Below are 16912 nucleotides of genomic sequence, written 5' to 3'. Positions count from 1 at the left end.
AACTTGAAGTTTCAGAGCGCCTTGCGTGACGCCTGCGCCATCATCCGCGGATAAAACTGCCAGAAGCGGGTTTCGAGGGCGGCATAATGTGCGTTTAAATCGTACCAGGAGCCACGCAGGGCATCCAGACGTGGGCGACGGCTTGCCATGCCGTTTAACACGTTCTGGATGAAATCCATATCGCGATAGCGCACCAGCCACTGCTCTGACCACAAGTAATTGTTCAGATTGATAAAACGTGGCGGTGAGTCCGGCAAAATCGTCATCACTTGCTCGCGGGCATAACAGACAAATTCCTGTAGCGGAAAGTCCGGCGACAGCTGCGACCAGTGGCGGGAAAGAAAGTGATCCCACATGACATCCAGCGTAATAGGCGCAACGCGGCGCGTTTCACTACGAAACCATTCCCGTGCTTCGCGGACTTCCGGCAGATTGTCAGTCAATACGTCGATACGTCGATGCATATGAATGCCAGCCACGACGTCGGGCGGAAAACTTTCTTCAGGATTTCCGCGTACGAAATCAGCCAGCAAATTGCCGGAAAGCGAGCTTTCCGCGAGATGGGCTAAATGCAGGTGAGCTAAAAAATTCATCGATTATATTCTATCCAAAGGGGGGTAAAGGTTGCAGGGAGAGCGCCCCGGCACTAGACTACCCGCCTCTTATTTTAGTCTGAGTCAGTGTCATGCGCGTTACCGATTTCTCCTTTGAATTGCCCGAATCCCTGATTGCCCACTATCCGATGCCTGAACGCAGTAGCTGTCGTTTACTGTCGCTGGACGGGCCGACGGGCGCGCTGACGCACGGTACTTTCACCGATTTACTCGATAAGCTCAACCCCGGCGATCTTCTGGTTTTTAATAATACCCGGGTGATCCCGGCGCGTCTGTTTGGGCGTAAAGCCAGTGGCGGCAAGATTGAAGTGCTGGTTGAGCGGATGCTCGACGACAAACGCATTCTTGCGCATATTCGCGCCTCGAAAGCGCCAAAACCTGGCGCAGAACTGCTGCTGGGCGATGACGAAAGTATTAACGCAACAATGACCGCGCGCCACGGCGCACTGTTTGAAGTCGAATTTAATGATGAACGCTCGGTACTGGATATTCTCAACAGCATCGGCCATATGCCGCTGCCGCCGTATATCGACCGTCCGGACGAAGACGCTGACCGCGAACTTTATCAAACCGTTTATAGCGAAAAACCGGGCGCGGTTGCAGCCCCGACCGCTGGTCTGCATTTTGACGAACCTTTGCTGGAAAAATTACGCGCCAAAGGCGTGGAGATGGCGTTCGTCACCCTGCACGTTGGTGCGGGCACCTTCCAGCCGGTGCGCGTCGACACCATTGAAGATCACATCATGCACTCGGAATACGCTGAAGTACCGCAGGATGTGGTAGACGCGGTACTGGCGGCGAAAGCGCGCGGTAACCGGGTGATTGCGGTTGGCACTACCTCAGTACGTTCGCTGGAAAGCGCGGCTCAGGCGGCGAAAAACGATCTCATCGAACCGTTCTTTGACGATACCCAAATCTTTATCTATCCGGGCTTCCAGTACAAAGTGGTCGATGCGCTGGTGACAAACTTCCACTTGCCAGAGTCGACGCTGATTATGCTGGTTTCGGCCTTTGCCGGTTATCAACACACCATGAACGCCTATAAAGCAGCGGTAGAAGAGAAATATCGCTTTTTTAGTTACGGTGATGCGATGTTTATCACGTACAATCCGCAGGCAATTAATGAGCGCGTCGGGGAGTAATTCCGCGGCGCTGGTTTAAAACGTTGGACTGTTTTTCTGACGTAGTGGAGAAAAAATGAAATTTGAACTGGACACCACCGACGGTCGCGCACGCCGTGGCCGCCTGGTCTTTGATCGTGGCGTAGTGGAAACGCCTTGTTTTATGCCTGTTGGCACCTACGGCACCGTAAAAGGGATGACGCCAGAAGAAGTCGAAGCCACTGGCGCGCAAATTATCCTCGGCAACACCTTCCACCTGTGGCTGCGCCCGGGCCAGGAAATCATGAAACTGCACGGCGATCTGCACGATTTTATGCAGTGGAAGGGACCGATCCTCACCGACTCCGGCGGCTTCCAGGTCTTCAGCCTTGGCGATATTCGTAAAATCACCGAACAGGGCGTGCACTTCCGTAACCCGATCAACGGCGACCCGATTTTCCTCGACCCGGAAAAGTCGATGGAGATTCAGTACGATCTTGGTTCGGATATCGTCATGATCTTTGATGAGTGTACGCCGTATCCTGCTGACTGGGATTACGCAAAACGCTCCATGGAGATGTCTCTGCGTTGGGCGAAGCGTAGCCGTGAGCGTTTTGACAGTCTCGGAAACAAAAATGCGCTGTTTGGTATCATTCAGGGCAGCGTTTACGAAGATTTACGTGATATTTCTGTTAAAGGTCTGGTAGATATCGGTTTTGATGGCTACGCTGTCGGCGGTCTGGCTGTGGGTGAGCCGAAAGCAGATATGCACCGCATTCTGGAGCATGTATGCCCGCAAATTCCGGCAGACAAACCGCGTTACCTGATGGGCGTTGGTAAACCGGAAGACCTGGTTGAAGGCGTACGTCGCGGTATCGATATGTTTGACTGCGTAATGCCAACCCGCAACGCCCGAAATGGTCATTTGTTCGTGACCGATGGCGTGGTGAAAATCCGCAATGCGAAGTATAAGAGCGATACTAGCCCACTCGATCCTGAGTGTGATTGCTACACCTGTCGCAATTATTCACGCGCTTACTTGCATCATCTTGACCGTTGCAACGAAATATTAGGCGCGCGACTCAATACCATTCATAACCTTCGTTACTACCAGCGTTTGATGGCGGGTTTACGCAAGGCTATTGAAGAGGGTAAATTAGAGAGCTTCGTAACTGATTTTTACCAGCGTCAGGGGCGAGAAGTACCACCTTTGAACGTTGATTAATATTAATAATGAGGGAAATTTAATGAGCTTTTTTATTTCTGATGCGGTAGCGGCAACGGGTGCACCGGCGCAAGGTAGCCCGATGTCTTTGATTTTGATGCTGGTGGTATTCGGTCTGATTTTCTATTTCATGATCCTGCGTCCACAGCAGAAGCGCACCAAAGAACACAAAAAGCTGATGGACTCCATTGCCAAAGGTGATGAAGTTCTGACGAACGGTGGCCTGGTCGGTCGCGTAACCAAAGTAGCGGAAAACGGCTACATTGCTATCGCGCTGAATGACACCACTGAAGTAGTTATTAAACGTGACTTCGTAGCTGCCGTCCTGCCGAAAGGCACCATGAAGGCGCTGTAATTAAAATTTTTCCCTAAGGGAATTGCCGTGTTAAACCGTTATCCTTTGTGGAAGTACGTCATGCTGATCGTGGTGATTGTCATCGGTCTGCTGTATGCGCTTCCCAACCTGTTTGGTGAGGATCCGGCTGTTCAGATCACTGGTGCGCGCGGAGTCGCCGCCAGTGAGCAAACGCTGATCCAGGTCCAGAAAACGTTACAAGAAGAAAAAATAACTGCTAAGTCTGTGGCACTGGAAGAGGGCGCTATTCTTGCGCGCTTCGACTCCACTGACACCCAGCTGCGCGCTCGTGAAGCATTAATGGGCGTTATGGGTGACAAATACGTCGTGGCGCTTAACCTTGCCCCGGCAACGCCGCGCTGGCTGGCAGCTATTCACGCTGAGCCGATGAAGCTCGGCCTTGACCTGCGTGGCGGCGTTCACTTCCTGATGGAAGTGGATATGGACACCGCGCTTGGCAAACTCCAGGAACAAAATATCGATAGCCTGCGCAGCGACCTGCGCGAAAAAGGCATCCCGTATACCACCGTTCGTAAAGAAAACAACTACGGCCTGAGCATCACTTTCCGCGATGCTAAAGCTCGTGATGAAGCCATTGCGTATCTGAGCAAGCGCCATCCGGACCTGGTGATTAGTAGCCAGGGCAGCAACCAGCTGCGTGCGGTAATGAGCGATGCTCGTCTGAGTGAAGCGCGTGAATATGCGGTGCAGCAGAACATCAATATCCTGCGTAACCGTGTAAACCAACTTGGCGTGGCGGAGCCGGTGGTTCAGCGTCAGGGTGCTGACCGTATCGTTGTTGAACTGCCAGGTATTCAGGACACTGCGCGTGCGAAAGAGATTCTGGGTGCGACGGCAACGCTGGAATTCCGTCTGGTAAACACCAACGTTGATCAGGCCGCTGCGGCATCCGGTCGCGTACCGGGCGACTCTGAAGTGAAACAGACCCGCGAAGGTCAGCCGGTTGTGCTGTACAAACGCGTAATTCTGACCGGTGACCATATCACCGACTCCACTTCCAGCCAGGACGAATACAACCAGCCGCAGGTTAACATCTCGCTCGATAGCGCTGGTGGCAACATTATGTCTAACTTCACCAAGGACAACATCGGCAAACCGATGGCAACCCTGTTTGTGGAGTACAAAGACAGCGGTAAGAAAGATGCAAATGGTCGTGCGGTTCTGGTGAAACAGGAAGAGGTGATTAACATCGCCAACATCCAGTCTCGTCTGGGTAACAGCTTCCGTATCACCGGCATCAACAACCCGAACGAAGCCCGTCAGCTGTCACTGCTGCTGCGTGCCGGTGCGTTGATCGCGCCGATTCAGATTGTTGAAGAACGTACAATTGGCCCGACCCTGGGTATGCAGAACATTGAGCAGGGGCTGGAGGCTTGCCTTGCCGGTCTGCTGGTTTCTATTCTGTTCATGATCATCTTCTATAAGAAGTTTGGTCTGATTGCGACCAGTGCTCTGATTGCCAACTTGATCTTGATCGTCGGTATTATGTCGCTGTTGCCAGGCGCAACACTGAGTATGCCAGGTATCGCGGGTATCGTCTTAACCCTTGCGGTAGCGGTCGATGCGAACGTACTGATCAACGAACGTATTAAAGAAGAGTTGAGCAACGGACGTACTGTTCAACAGGCAATTGATGAAGGTTATCGTGGCGCATTCAGTTCTATCTTCGATGCGAACATCACCACGCTGATTAAAGTCATCATCCTGTACGCAGTGGGTACCGGGGCAATTAAAGGGTTCGCGATTACTACCGGTATCGGTGTGGCGACGTCGATGTTTACCGCGATTGTCGGTACGCGTGCCATCGTAAACCTGCTATATGGCGGCAAGCGCGTCAAGAAGCTGTCAATCTGAGGAGTGCGATGTGGCACAGGAATATACTGTTGAACAACTAAACCACGGCCGTAAAGTCTATGACTTTATGCGCTGGGACTACTGGGCTTTCGGCATCTCTGGTCTGCTGTTAATCGCTGCTATCGTTATTATGGGCGTGCGCGGCTTTAACTGGGGGCTGGATTTCACCGGTGGTACGGTTATCGAAATTACGCTCGAAAAACCGGCTGAAATTGACGTAATGCGTGATGCATTGCAAAAAGCCGGTTTTGAAGAGCCGATGCTGCAAAACTTTGGTAGCAGCCACGACATCATGGTCCGTATGCCGCCTGCTGAAGGCGAAACCGGCGGTCAGGTGCTGGGCAGCCAGGTTCTGAAGGTGATTAACGAATCCACCAATCAGAATGCAGCAGTGAAGCGTATTGAGTTCGTCGGTCCGAGCGTGGGGGCAGACCTTGCGCAAACCGGTGCGATGGCGTTGATGGCAGCGCTGCTGTCTATCCTCGTGTACGTAGGTTTCCGCTTTGAGTGGCGACTGGCGGCAGGGGTGGTTATTGCGCTGGCGCACGACGTTATCATTACGCTGGGTATTTTGTCGTTATTCCATATCGAGATTGACCTGACCATTGTGGCATCGTTGATGTCGGTTATCGGTTACTCGCTTAACGACAGTATCGTGGTATCGGACCGAATTCGTGAAAACTTCCGCAAGATCCGTCGCGGTACGCCTTACGAAATCTTTAACGTGTCCTTGACCCAGACGCTGCACCGTACCTTGATCACATCCGGTACTACCTTGATGGTTATCCTGATGCTGTATCTCTTCGGTGGTCCGGTACTGGAAGGCTTCTCGCTGACCATGCTTATCGGTGTTTCCATCGGTACTGCATCTTCCATCTATGTGGCATCTGCGTTGGCTCTGAAACTGGGTATGAAGCGCGAACACATGTTGCAGCAGAAAGTGGAAAAAGAAGGGGCGGATCAGCCGTCAATTCTGCCGTAATCAAGTTCCCGTTGATGTTGAAAATCCCGGTCAGAAGATCGGGATTTTTTTTGATGTATGGAGATTGCGAAAATCCCCGCATCTTGGGAAACTGCGCGTAACCCTACATTTCATCCAGGTAACTTTTCATGGCTATCATCCCAAAAAACTATGCGCGGTTAGAAAGCGGCTATCGCGAAAAAGCATTAAAAATCTATCCGTGGGTCTGCGGTCGCTGTTCCCGCGAGTTTGTTTATTCCAACCTGCGTGAACTTACCGTTCATCACATTGATCACGACCATACCAATAACCCGGAAGATGGCAGTAACTGGGAATTGCTTTGTCTCTATTGCCACGATCATGAGCATTCGAAATATACCGAAGCGGATCAGTATGGTACGACCGTTATCGCAGGGGAAGATGCGCAGAAAGATGTCGGTGAAGCGAAGTACAACCCATTCGCTGACCTGAAAGCGATGATGAACAAGAAGAAGTGATAAAAAATGCCGGATATGAAATCCGGCATTCTCACAATCAGAAGTTGTAACCTACTACCAGGTAACCACCCCAGCCGGTAGAGCGAACGTTGAAGTTGCCGTTGCCGAAGTTCAGTTCTGCATCGTCGTTCCACTGACCACCGTCGTGCCAGTAACGAGCTACGACAGAGTAGTGCCAGTGATCGTAGTTCAGAGCCAGAATATGGCTGGAAGCGATAGAGTTATTAGTACGGGTCTTAATACCGTTGATTGCGTTACCGCTGTCATCCCCTAAATCGGAACCCCAGTCGAAGTTGGTGAAGCCGATGTAGCTCAGCTGACCGCCCCACAGATCGGTAATCGGCACAAAGTATTTAATTTTGAAACGGTAACCGTCCCACTCGTTTTCGTTCGCTGCGCCATAGTTCTGCCACTGGTATTTCGCATAGACGTTCATGGACAGGCTCATCGGCAGGCCAGTGTCGATATCGGTACCCAGACCCATGTACCAGGTGCTCTGGCGACCATCTTTATTACGACCCATGTCGTAAATGTAGTTGTTCGCGAAGTACCACTCTTTGAACGGACCGAAGCTAAGGTCAGTATTGGTCAGCTTGTCGATGGAGAAACGTGGTTCGATTTCCATAAACAGCGGAGAACCGTGGTTCCAGATACCTTTTGCATCGGAGTTACCGCCGAAGAATACCGGCGCATCCGCATAACCATAGAAGTCGAACCAGTCTTTTTTAGCGAATGCTTCGTACTCAAGGTAGGTATCGTTGCGGATCTGCGGTCCGAAACGGGTGTGATAGCTTCCGACAACGTTAACGCTCTGGTGCCACCAGTCGGAAAGATACTGCGGTTTGTCGTTTTCAGCTGCGTTGACAGTAAAAGACGAAGAGAGCGCCAGTACCGCACCGGCTGCCAGTAATGTTTTTTTCATATGTATGCCACTGTTTGAAAATCCCTTGCGGGAGTGAAAAAGGCGCAAATTGCGTTTCTAAATATTTCGTATACAGAGGAGCCTATTATAAAAATCATTGCTCACAAAAATATGTTTCGTTTCACAGTTCTATCATTTACGTAATCGATTGCGTTCACGTTTACACACATTCGGGCGGGGATTGTACTGACTTTCGCCCTTGTTGCAAACTTTTACTATCAATCTGGGTTATGTAAGCGGAGTAACAAAATGATGGGGAAGGATGTTGCGGGACGCACAAAATCGCCCCGCTATAAGTTTACTGCATAACAGGTTGAATGTCGTGGATACGTACAAAGCCTAACTGATCCGCAGAAATCCCCTTTAACTGTAACGGAATATCAACATCGCTGGGGGCGAGGACGCTGGCAGGGGCATTAATCAATTGATTCTGTACATTGATTTCCTGAAAGTTGTCTATTGTTCCCTGAATTTGCCCATATTCAACAGTTCCGCTGAATGCGGGCAAGGGATCATTCGACTCACCCTGAATACGTAGTGTCAGGGTGGTGCCATCTGTATCAGGCGTAATATTCACCAGCGACATACGTAAATTACCGATCTGGCTTTCCAGTCTTGCCGGTGTTTTCGCTCCAGGCAGAAGGTAAACTCCACTGCTGGATTTTGCATTCAGCCTGTTTTGCTGAGTGATTTTGACTGTTTCTTGATTGAGTTGCGTCATCTCCTGGTTCAGCGTGCTGACGCTGTGTTTCATCTGTCGCACTTCGCTTTGCTGCACACAGGCGCTAAGGCTGAATAGGCTTCCCAGCAGGATCAGTCGAAAAACGTTAATATTCATAGGTCGTCCCTTTCTCGTCGCAATTAGCCTAATGGTAGAGGGTAAAAGCAGCGAAAGCATCGATCCTTTATCTCAAAAGCGTTGCGCCTTTGTTGTATCGTCAGTTCAGGGTAAAATAGATTTCTGTTAACCACCTGGTCAGGACGCCGTATGCATTGCCCATTCTGTTTCGCCGTGGACACTAAGGTAATTGACTCTCGTCTCGTGGGCGAGGGTTCATCCGTACGCCGCCGTCGGCAGTGTCTGGTGTGTAATGAACGTTTCACCACCTTTGAAGTGGCGGAGCTGGTTATGCCGCGTGTTGTAAAAAGCAACGACGTGCGTGAACCGTTTAATGAAGAAAAATTACGTAGCGGAATGCTGCGGGCGCTGGAAAAACGTCCGGTGAGTTCCGATGACGTCGAAATGGCAATCAATCATATTAAATCGCAGCTGCGCGCCACCGGTGAGCGCGAAGTGCCGAGCAAGATGATTGGCAATCTGGTGATGGAGCAATTGAAAAAGCTCGATAAAGTCGCCTATATCCGTTTTGCCTCTGTCTACCGCAGTTTCGAAGATATCAAAGAATTTGGCGAAGAGATCGCGCGCCTGGAGGACTAAGCCGTGCAGGACGAGTATTACATGGCGCGGGCGCTAAAGCTGGCGCAACGAGGACGTTTTACCACCCACCCCAACCCGAATGTCGGGTGCGTCATTGTCAAAGATGGCGAAATTGTCGGTGAAGGTTACCACCAACGAGCGGGTGAACCACATGCCGAAGTACACGCATTGCGAATGGCGGGTGAAAAAGCCAAAGGTGCGACCGCCTATGTCACACTCGAACCCTGTAGCCATCATGGTCGTACGCCACCGTGCTGTGACGCACTCATCGCCGCTGGCGTAGCGCGCGTGGTCGCTGCGATGCAGGACCCGAACCCGCAGGTCGCTGGGCGTGGACTTTACCGTTTGCAACAGGCTGGCATTGACGTCAGCCACGGGCTGATGATGAGTGAAGCCGAGCAATTGAATAAAGGCTTTCTCAAGCGGATGCGCACCGGCTTTCCTTATATTCAGTTAAAACTTGGCGCATCGCTTGATGGTCGCACGGCGATGGCGAGCGGCGAAAGCCAGTGGATCACTTCTCCTCAGGCGCGGCGCGACGTACAACGACTGCGCGCACAAAGTCATGCCATTTTAACCAGCAGCGCCACGGTGCTGGCGGATGATCCTGCCTTAACGGTGCGTTGGTCTGAACTGGATGAACAAACTCAGGCGCTCTATCCGCAACAAAATCTCCGTCAGCCGATACGTATTGTGATTGATAGCCAAAATCGCGTGACGCCGGTACATCGCATTGTGCAGCAGCCCGGCGAAACCTGGTTCGCGCGTACGCAGGAAGATTCTCGTGAGTGGCCGGAAACGGTGCGTACCTTGCTGATTCCAGCGCATAAAGGTCATCTGGATCTGGTTGTACTGATGATGCAACTGGGTAAACAGCAAATTAACAGCATCTGGGTGGAAGCGGGGCCAACGCTCGCTGGCGCATTGCTGCAGGCGGGTTTAGTCGATGAGCTGATTGTCTATATCGCACCTAAACTATTAGGCAGCGACGCCCGTGGATTATGCACACTGCCAGGGCTTGAGAAATTAGCTGACGCCCCCCAATTTAAATTCAAAGAGATACGTCATGTAGGCCCGGATGTTTGCCTGCATTTAGTGGGTGCATGATCTCCCGGCTCGAAAGGGAAGCAGCGCACGAAATATTATGCTAAAATCCGCCCCCCTGCGGGGCCATACTCGAACCCGAAGGAAGAAAATGAACATTATTGAAGCTAACGTTGCTACCCCGGACGCTCGCGTCGCCATCACCATCGCGCGTTTCAACAACTTTATCAATGACAGCCTGCTGGAAGGTGCAATTGATGCACTGAAACGTATCGGTCAGGTAAAAGATGAAAACATTACCGTTGTTTGGGTGCCTGGTGCCTATGAGCTGCCGCTGGCGGCGGGTGCACTGGCTAAAACCGGTAAATACGACGCGGTGATTGCGCTGGGTACGGTTATTCGTGGTGGCACTGCCCATTTTGAATATGTCGCTGGTGGTGCAAGCAACGGCCTGGCGCATGTTGCCCAGGACAGCGAAATTCCGGTTGCTTTTGGGGTTCTGACCACTGAAAGCATTGAACAAGCGATCGAACGTGCTGGCACCAAAGCTGGCAACAAAGGTGCAGAAGCTGCACTGACCGCGCTTGAAATGATTAATGTATTGAAAGCCATCAAGGCCTGAAATTAGTAAGGGGAAATCCGTGAAACCTGCTGCTCGTCGCCGCGCTCGTGAGTGTGCCGTCCAGGCGCTCTACTCCTGGCAGTTGTCCCAGAACGACATCGCTGATGTTGAATACCAGTTCCTGGCTGAACAGGATGTAAAAGACGTTGACGTCCTGTACTTCCGTGAGCTGCTGGCCGGGGTGGCGACTAATACCGCATACCTCGACGGACTGATGAAGCCATACCTGTCCCGCCTGCTGGAAGAACTGGGACAGGTAGAAAAAGCAGTACTGCGCATTGCGCTGTACGAACTGTCTAAACGTAGCGATGTGCCATACAAAGTGGCCATTAACGAAGCGATCGAACTGGCGAAATCGTTCGGCGCAGAAGACAGCCATAAGTTCGTCAATGGCGTACTCGATAAAGCAGCACCTGTGATTCGCCCTAACAAAAAGTAATATCCAGGCCGGTAGATTCACGGAAGACCGTTCCATGATCGCCGGCCTTTTCTTTTTTACCTGCTGAGGCATAACGTATGGCATGTGGCGAGTTCTCCCTGATTGCCCGTTATTTTGACCGTGTAAGAAGTTCTCGTCTTGATGTCGAACTGGGCATCGGCGACGATTGCGCTCTTCTCAATATCCCCGAGAAACAGACCCTGGCGATCAGCACTGATACGCTGGTGGCGGGCAACCATTTCCTCCCTGATATCGATCCTGCTGATCTGGCTTATAAAGCACTGGCGGTGAACCTAAGCGATCTGGCAGCGATGGGGGCCGATCCGGCCTGGCTGACGCTGGCATTAACCTTACCGGACGTAGACGAAGCGTGGCTTGAGTCCTTCAGCGACAGTTTGTTTGATCTTCTCAATTATTACGATATGCAACTCATTGGCGGCGATACCACGCGTGGGCCATTATCAATGACGTTGGGTATCCACGGCTTTGTTCCGATGGGACGAGCCTTAACGCGCTCTGGGGCGAAACCGGGTGACTGGATCTATGTGACCGGTACACCGGGCGATAGCGCCGCCGGGCTGGCGATTTTGCAAAACCGTTTGCAGGTTGCCGATGCTAAAGATGCGGACTACTTGATCAAACGTCATCTCCGTCCATCGCCGCGTATTTTACAGGGGCAGGCACTGCGCGATCTGGCAAATTCAGCTATCGATCTCTCTGACGGTCTGATTTCCGATCTCGGGCATATCGTGAAAGCCAGCGACTGCGGCGCACGTATTGACCTGGCATTGCTGCCGTTTTCTGATGCGCTTTCTCACCATGTTGAACCTGAACAGGCTTTGCGCTGGGCGCTCTCTGGCGGTGAAGATTACGAGTTGTGTTTCACTGTGCCGGAACTGAACCGTGGCGCGCTGGATGTGGCTCTCGGACATCTGGGCGTACCGTTTACCTGTATCGGGCAAATGACCGCCGATATCGAAGGGCTTTGTTTTATTCGTGACGGCGAACCTGTCACGTTAGACTGGAAAGGATATGACCATTTTGCCACGCCATAAAGATGTCGCGAAAAGTCGCCTGAAGATGAGTAATCCGTGGCATCTGCTTGCTGTCGGATTCGGAAGTGGATTAAGCCCAATCGTTCCTGGCACGATGGGATCGCTGGCGGCGATTCCGTTCTGGTATCTGATGACCTTTTTGCCCTGGCAGCTCTACTCGCTGGTGGTGATGTTGGGGATCTGTATCGGCGTCTATCTTTGTCATCAAACGGCGAAAGACATGGGTGTGCACGATCACGGTAGCATCGTCTGGGATGAGTTTATTGGCATGTGGATCACCCTGATGGCGCTGCCGACCAATGACTGGCAGTGGGTCGCCGCCGGGTTTGTGATTTTCCGTATTCTGGATATGTGGAAGCCGTGGCCGATCCGCTGGTTTGATCGCAATGTACATGGCGGCATGGGGATCATGATCGATGATATTGTCGCCGGGGTGATCTCCGCTGGCATCCTGTACTTTATTGGTCATCACTGGCCGCTGGGCATTCTGTCGTAGTTGTGCACCGATGCCTGATGTGACGCTTGTTGCGTCTCATCAGGCCTGGACTCTTATTTAAATCCTACTACCGGATGCGGTTTATACGGCGTTTCCAGTTCGGCAATCTGTTCTGGCTTCAAAGTGATATCCACCGCGTTCAGTAGCTCATCAAGCTGTTCTTCCCGCGATGTACCGATAATCGGTGCAGCAATGCCAGGTTTGCTCAACAACCATGCCAGTGCGACTTGTGCTCGTGTCGCGCCCAGATCTTCACTGACGCCCGTTAACCGCTCCGCAATTTGCGCGTCATTCTCATCGCTTTCTTTATAGAGATTTTTCCCCACCTCATCAGACACCAGTCGTGCAGTGGTTTCTCCCCACGGACGCGTCAGACGTCCCCGTGCCAGCGGGCTCCACGGAATCACCGCCACGCCTTCCTGATAACACAGCGGCAGCATCTCGCGCTCTTCTTCGCGATAAATCAGATTGTAGTGATCCTGCATACTGACAAACTGCGCCCAGCCGTGCTGTTTTTGTAGCTCCAGCGCCTGAGCAAACTGCGAAGCGTGCATTGATGACGCGCCGATATAACGCGCTTTCCCGGCTTTTACCACGTCGTTGAGGGCTTCCAGCGTCTCTTCGATCGGCGTGTTGTAATCCCAGCGATGAATTTGCAGGATATCGACATAATCCATGCCGAGACGTCGCAGGCTGTCGTCGATAGAGCGCAAAATTTGTGCACGGGATAATCCTTCCGGTAAATCACCAACGCGATGGAACACTTTGGTGGCAACGACCACGTCTTCACGACGGGAGAAATCCCGCAGTGCGCGACCGACGATCTCTTCGCTGCTGCCATCGGAATAGCTATTGGCGGTATCAAAGAAATTTATGCCGCCTTCCAGCGCGCGTTTAATTATGGGACGGCTGCTCTCTTCCGGCAGTGTCCATGCGTGATTACCACGATCTGGCTCGCCAAAGGTCATACAGCCGAGGCAAAGTCGGGAAACGCGAAGGTCGGTTTTTCCTAAGGGGTTGTATTGCATGCTGCCACTCCTGCCATGAATAATTTCTTAAGCATAGCAGGAGTGGAGTAGGGATTATGCCAGCCAGGCCTTGATTTTGGCTTCCATACCGGCGGCATCGAGGCCGAGTTCGGCGCGCATTTCTTCCTGAGTTCCTTGCGGAATAAAGAAGTCCGGCAGGCCAATGTTCAGCACGGGTACTGGTTTACGATGGGCCATCAGCACTTCGTTCACTCCGCTGCCTGCACCGCCCATAATGGCGTTTTCTTCTACGGTAACCAGTGCTTCATGACTGGCGGCCATTTCCAGAATTAACGCTTCATCAAGCGGTTTCACAAAACGCATATCGACCAGCGTGGCATTCAGCGATTCGGCGACTTTCGCCGCTTCTGGCATCAGCGTACCAAAGTTAAGGATCGCCAGTTTCTCGCCACGACGCTTCACAATGCCTTTGCCAATTGGTAGTTTTTCCAGCGGCGTCAGTTCCACGCCGACCGCGTTGCCACGCGGGTAGCGCACCGCTGACGGGCCATCGTTATAGTGATAGCCGGTATAGAGCATCTGGCGACATTCATTTTCATCGCTCGGGGTCATAATGACCATTTCCGGTATGCAGCGCAGGTAAGAGAGATCAAAAGCGCCCTGGTGGGTTTGACCGTCAGCACCAACAATGCCCGCGCGGTCGATGGCGAACAGGACCGGGAGTTTTTGAATCGCCACATCATGCAGCACCTGATCATAGGCGCGTTGCAGGAAAGTGGAGTAAATCGCGACAATGGGTTTGTACCCACCAATCGCCAGACCCGCAGCAAAGGTCACCGCGTGTTGCTCGGCAATTGCCACGTCAAAGTAGCGATCCGGGAATTTACGTGAAAACTCGACCATGCCGGAACCTTCACGCATCGCCGGAGTAATCGCCATCAGCTTGTTGTCTTTCGCTGCCGTTTCGCACAACCAGTCGCCAAAGATTTTTGAATAGCTTGGCAAACCGCCGCTACTTTTCGGCAAACAACCGCTGGAGGGATCAAATCTAGGCACGGCGTGGAAAGTGATTGGGTCTTTTTCTGCCGGTTCATAACCACGACCTTTTTTAGTCATGATATGCAGGAACTGCGGGCCTTTCAGGTCGCGCATGTTCTTAAGCGTGGTGATAAGCCCCAGCACATCGTGACCGTCAACCGGGCCGATGTAGTTAAAGCCCAGCTCTTCAAACAACGTGCCAGGCACTACCATGCCTTTAATATGTTCTTCGGTACGTTTGAGCAGCTCTTTAATGGGTGGCACGCCAGAGAAAACTTTTTTCCCGCCTTCGCGCAGTGAAGAGTAAAGCTTACCTGAAAGCAGCTGCGCCAGATGGTTGTTGAGCGCGCCGACATTTTCGGAAATCGACATTTCGTTGTCGTTGAGGACCACCAGCATATCAGGACGGATATCGCCCGCGTGATTCATCGCTTCAAACGCCATGCCTGCGGTAATCGCACCATCGCCGATTACACAGACGGTGCGGCGATTTTTGCCTTCTTTCTCGGCAGCAACCGCAATACCAATTCCGGCACTGATGGAGGTTGATGAATGCCCGACGCTTAATACGTCATATTCGCTTTCGCCGCGCCACGGGAACGGGTGCAGACCGCCTTTCTGACGGATGGTGCCGATTTTGTCGCGGCGTCCGGTCAAAATTTTATGCGGATAAGCCTGATGCCCCACATCCCAAATCAATTGGTCAAACGGGGTGTTATAGACGTAGTGCAGCGCCACGGTCAGCTCGACCGTGCCCAGCCCGGAGGCGAAGTGCCCGCTGGAACGGCTCACGCTGTCGAGTAAATAGCGGCGCAGTTCGTCGCAGAGTTTCGGTAAACTCTCTTTCGGCAACAGTCGTAACTCCTGGGTGGAGTCGACCAGTGCCAGGGTCGGGTATTTGGCAATATCAAAACTCATCAGGGGCCTATTAATACTTATTGTTTATTTATTACGCTGGATGATGTAGTCCGCTAGCGCTTCCAGTGCCGAGGTATCGAGTGACTGTTCAGCCAGTTTTTTCAGCGACTGACGGGCATCCTCGATCAGATCCCGGGCTTTCTTCCGGGCTTGCTCAAGACCCAGAAGTGCAGGGTAGGTACTTTTACCAAGTTGCTGGTCGGCACCCTGGCGTTTTCCCAACGTTGCAGTATCTCCCACCACATCCAGGATGTCATCCTGAACCTGGAAGGCAAGGCCGATGCTCTCTGCGTACTTGTCGAGTACTGGCAGAGCACGACGCCCTTTATCTCCGGCGCTTAATGCACCAAGGCGAACGGCGGCGCGAATCAATGCGCCAGTTTTATGACGATGTATACGCTCAAGCGCGTCCAGAGGTACGTGTTTGCCTTCCGCGTCTAAATCTAATGCCTGACCACCGCACATTCCGGCAATACCGCTGGCGCTCGCCAGTTCAGAAATCATCGAAATTCTGTCGCGATCCGACACTTCCGGCATATCAGCATCGCTTAAAATCGAGAACGCCAGCGTTTGTAAAGCGTCGCCAGCGAGAATCGCGTTTGCTTCGCCAAACTTCACATGGCAGGTCGGCAAACCGCGACGCAGATCGTCATCATCCATCGCCGGTAAATCATCATGAATTAATGAGTAAGCGTGGATACACTCTACGGCGGCAGCGGGTGCGTCCAGCGTGTTTGTGCTAACGCCAAACATATGACCGGTGGCATAAACCAGGAAAGGTCGCAGACGCTTACCACCTAATAATGCGCCATACTGCATGGTTTCGACCACGGGAGTGTTCTGAAAGGGCAGTGGGGCGATAAAACGGCTCAGCGCCTGGTTGGCCTGCTTAACGCAGGCTTCGAGTTGCTGCGGAAAGTCCATTACTCATTGTCCGGTGTAAAAGGGGTTAGAGAGGCGTCTTCATTGTCAGACAGCAGAATTTGTACGCGCTGTTCGGCTTGTTGTAATTTGGCCTGCCCCTGACGTGCCAGCTGCACGCCGCGTTCGAACTCGTTCAGCGCCTCTTCCAGCGGCAGGTCGCCACTTTCCAGACGGGTTACAATCTGTTCCAGCTCGCTCAGCGCCTTTTCAAAGCTGGCGGGCGCCTCATTTTTCTTCGGCATAATGAATGTCTGACTCTCAATATTTTTCGCCCCGTCATGGTAACGGACTCAGGGCAAATAGCAAATAACGCGCAATGGTAAGGTGATGTGCGCAGCAAAGCGATGTTAGTGGTATACTTCCGCGCCTGGATGCAGCCGCAGGTGTGGGCTGCTGTATT

Annotated in this window: 19 protein-coding genes; 12 read left to right on the top strand and 7 right to left on the bottom strand. The window is 52.3% G+C overall.

Annotation, left to right across the window (positions count from 1 at the left end; all coding sequences use genetic code 11):
• Positions 1-11 precede the first annotated feature (11 nt).
• The gene (acpH, locus tag OQV04_RS05040) at positions 12-593 is read right to left on the bottom strand and encodes an ACP phosphodiesterase (RefSeq protein WP_032280388.1); all 582 of its coding nucleotides are present in this window, start codon (positions 591-593) and stop codon (positions 12-14) included.
• Between the two features lie 92 nt (positions 594-685).
• On the opposite strand from acpH, the gene queA reads away from it, so the two are divergent.
• The 6 genes from queA to yajD all read left to right on the top strand — a co-directional run bounded on the left by queA (position 686) and on the right by yajD (position 6627).
• Positions 686-1756, top strand: coding sequence for a tRNA preQ1(34) S-adenosylmethionine ribosyltransferase-isomerase QueA (gene queA, locus OQV04_RS05035; protein WP_001266503.1), 1071 nt, complete (start codon positions 686-688; stop codon positions 1754-1756).
• 55 nt (positions 1757-1811) lie between these two features.
• On the top strand, positions 1812-2939 hold the full coding sequence (tgt, locus tag OQV04_RS05030; RefSeq protein ID WP_032280389.1) for a tRNA guanosine(34) transglycosylase Tgt: 1128 nt from the start codon (positions 1812-1814) through the stop codon (positions 2937-2939).
• A 22-nt stretch (positions 2940-2961) separates the two neighbouring features.
• Positions 2962-3294 carry a preprotein translocase subunit YajC gene (gene yajC / locus OQV04_RS05025; RefSeq protein ID WP_000007629.1) on the top strand — a complete coding sequence of 111 codons (333 nt, stop codon included), beginning with the start codon at positions 2962-2964 and terminating at the stop codon, positions 3292-3294.
• A 27-nt stretch (positions 3295-3321) separates the two neighbouring features.
• On the top strand, positions 3322-5169 hold the full coding sequence (gene secD / locus OQV04_RS05020) for a protein translocase subunit SecD (RefSeq protein WP_000934822.1): 1848 nt from the start codon (positions 3322-3324) through the stop codon (positions 5167-5169).
• Between the two features lie 10 nt (positions 5170-5179).
• Positions 5180-6151 (top strand): protein translocase subunit SecF, encoded by a 972-nt coding sequence (gene secF, locus OQV04_RS05015; protein ID WP_000046637.1) that lies wholly within the window; start codon positions 5180-5182, stop codon positions 6149-6151.
• Positions 6152-6279: 128 nt separating this feature from the next.
• A complete protein-coding gene (gene yajD / locus OQV04_RS05010; protein WP_000974813.1) occupies positions 6280-6627 on the top strand; it encodes an HNH nuclease YajD in 348 nt (115 codons plus the stop codon).
• Positions 6628-6664: 37 nt separating this feature from the next.
• On the opposite strand, the gene tsx is transcribed toward yajD, so the two are convergent.
• Both tsx and OQV04_RS05000 read right to left on the bottom strand, forming a co-directional pair.
• Complete coding sequence (gene tsx / locus OQV04_RS05005; protein WP_001295328.1) at positions 6665-7549, bottom strand: nucleoside-specific channel-forming protein Tsx; 885 nt, start codon at positions 7547-7549, stop codon at positions 6665-6667.
• Positions 7550-7847: 298 nt separating this feature from the next.
• Positions 7848-8387, bottom strand: a complete 540-nt coding sequence (locus OQV04_RS05000) for a DUF3251 domain-containing protein (RefSeq protein ID WP_032280390.1) — start codon at positions 8385-8387, stop codon at positions 7848-7850.
• Positions 8388-8537: 150 nt separating this feature from the next.
• Here OQV04_RS05000 and nrdR point away from each other — a divergent pair, with 150 nt between their 5' ends.
• From nrdR to pgpA, 6 genes are all read left to right on the top strand, one after another.
• Positions 8538-8987 carry a transcriptional regulator NrdR gene (gene nrdR / locus OQV04_RS04995; RefSeq protein WP_000543535.1) on the top strand — a complete coding sequence of 150 codons (450 nt, stop codon included), beginning with the start codon at positions 8538-8540 and terminating at the stop codon, positions 8985-8987.
• Between the two features lie 3 nt (positions 8988-8990).
• Positions 8991-10094: a bifunctional diaminohydroxyphosphoribosylaminopyrimidine deaminase/5-amino-6-(5-phosphoribosylamino)uracil reductase RibD gene (ribD, locus tag OQV04_RS04990; protein WP_032280391.1), complete on the top strand. Its 1104-nt coding sequence runs from the start codon at positions 8991-8993 to the stop codon at positions 10092-10094.
• Between the two features lie 88 nt (positions 10095-10182).
• Positions 10183-10653 (top strand): 6,7-dimethyl-8-ribityllumazine synthase, encoded by a 471-nt coding sequence (gene ribH / locus OQV04_RS04985; protein WP_001021161.1) that lies wholly within the window; start codon positions 10183-10185, stop codon positions 10651-10653.
• Between the two features lie 19 nt (positions 10654-10672).
• Positions 10673-11092 carry a transcription antitermination factor NusB gene (gene nusB / locus OQV04_RS04980; RefSeq protein ID WP_000801125.1) on the top strand — a complete coding sequence of 140 codons (420 nt, stop codon included), beginning with the start codon at positions 10673-10675 and terminating at the stop codon, positions 11090-11092.
• A 77-nt stretch (positions 11093-11169) separates the two neighbouring features.
• On the top strand, positions 11170-12147 hold the full coding sequence (gene thiL, locus OQV04_RS04975; RefSeq protein ID WP_032280392.1) for a thiamine-phosphate kinase: 978 nt from the start codon (positions 11170-11172) through the stop codon (positions 12145-12147).
• Positions 12125-12643, top strand: coding sequence for a phosphatidylglycerophosphatase A (gene pgpA / locus OQV04_RS04970; RefSeq protein ID WP_000154044.1), 519 nt, complete (start codon positions 12125-12127; stop codon positions 12641-12643). The genes thiL and pgpA overlap by 23 nt, the downstream gene beginning before the upstream one ends.
• A gap of 53 nt (positions 12644-12696) precedes the next feature.
• On the opposite strand, the gene yajO is transcribed toward pgpA, so the two are convergent.
• The 4 genes from yajO to xseB are packed head-to-tail and all read right to left on the bottom strand — an operon-like array spanning position 12697 to position 16754.
• Positions 12697-13671 (bottom strand): 1-deoxyxylulose-5-phosphate synthase YajO, encoded by a 975-nt coding sequence (gene yajO / locus OQV04_RS04965; RefSeq protein ID WP_001199835.1) that lies wholly within the window; start codon positions 13669-13671, stop codon positions 12697-12699.
• 54 nt (positions 13672-13725) lie between these two features.
• On the bottom strand, positions 13726-15588 hold the full coding sequence (gene dxs, locus OQV04_RS04960; RefSeq protein ID WP_032280396.1) for a 1-deoxy-D-xylulose-5-phosphate synthase: 1863 nt from the start codon (positions 15586-15588) through the stop codon (positions 13726-13728).
• Between the two features lie 24 nt (positions 15589-15612).
• Positions 15613-16512, bottom strand: a complete 900-nt coding sequence (gene ispA, locus OQV04_RS04955; protein WP_000347221.1) for a (2E,6E)-farnesyl diphosphate synthase — start codon at positions 16510-16512, stop codon at positions 15613-15615.
• On the bottom strand, positions 16512-16754 hold the full coding sequence (gene xseB, locus OQV04_RS04950) for an exodeoxyribonuclease VII small subunit (RefSeq protein ID WP_001124935.1): 243 nt from the start codon (positions 16752-16754) through the stop codon (positions 16512-16514). The genes ispA and xseB overlap by 1 nt, the downstream gene beginning before the upstream one ends.
• Between the last annotated feature and the right edge of the window lie 158 nt (positions 16755-16912).

This window comes from Escherichia sp. Lx600-2 (assembly GCF_036662595.1).
Classification (GTDB): Bacteria; Pseudomonadota; Gammaproteobacteria; order Enterobacterales; family Enterobacteriaceae; genus Escherichia; species Escherichia coli.
This window is presented reverse-complemented; position numbering and strand designations above follow the sequence as displayed.

Excerpts from the sequence above, each read along its gene's own strand:
- acpH (WP_032280388.1), bottom strand. The coding sequence starts at position 593 with ATGAATTTTTTAGCTCACCTGCATTTAGCCCATCTCGCGGAAAGCTCG.
- queA (WP_001266503.1), top strand. The coding sequence starts at position 686 with ATGCGCGTTACCGATTTCTCCTTTGAATTGCCCGAATCCCTGATTGCC.
- tgt (WP_032280389.1), top strand. The coding sequence starts at position 1,812 with ATGAAATTTGAACTGGACACCACCGACGGTCGCGCACGCCGTGGCCGC.
- yajC (WP_000007629.1), top strand. The coding sequence starts at position 2,962 with ATGAGCTTTTTTATTTCTGATGCGGTAGCGGCAACGGGTGCACCGGCG.
- yajD (WP_000974813.1), top strand. The coding sequence starts at position 6,280 with ATGGCTATCATCCCAAAAAACTATGCGCGGTTAGAAAGCGGCTATCGC.
- tsx (WP_001295328.1), bottom strand. The coding sequence starts at position 7,549 with ATGAAAAAAACATTACTGGCAGCCGGTGCGGTACTGGCGCTCTCTTCG.
- OQV04_RS05000 (WP_032280390.1), bottom strand. The coding sequence starts at position 8,387 with ATGAATATTAACGTTTTTCGACTGATCCTGCTGGGAAGCCTATTCAGC.
- nrdR (WP_000543535.1), top strand. The coding sequence starts at position 8,538 with ATGCATTGCCCATTCTGTTTCGCCGTGGACACTAAGGTAATTGACTCT.
- ribH (WP_001021161.1), top strand. The coding sequence starts at position 10,183 with ATGAACATTATTGAAGCTAACGTTGCTACCCCGGACGCTCGCGTCGCC.
- thiL (WP_032280392.1), top strand. The coding sequence starts at position 11,170 with ATGGCATGTGGCGAGTTCTCCCTGATTGCCCGTTATTTTGACCGTGTA.
- pgpA (WP_000154044.1), top strand. The coding sequence starts at position 12,125 with ATGACCATTTTGCCACGCCATAAAGATGTCGCGAAAAGTCGCCTGAAG.
- yajO (WP_001199835.1), bottom strand. The coding sequence starts at position 13,671 with ATGCAATACAACCCCTTAGGAAAAACCGACCTTCGCGTTTCCCGACTT.
- dxs (WP_032280396.1), bottom strand. The coding sequence starts at position 15,588 with ATGAGTTTTGATATTGCCAAATACCCGACCCTGGCACTGGTCGACTCC.
- ispA (WP_000347221.1), bottom strand. The coding sequence starts at position 16,512 with ATGGACTTTCCGCAGCAACTCGAAGCCTGCGTTAAGCAGGCCAACCAG.
- xseB (WP_001124935.1), bottom strand. The coding sequence starts at position 16,754 with ATGCCGAAGAAAAATGAGGCGCCCGCCAGCTTTGAAAAGGCGCTGAGC.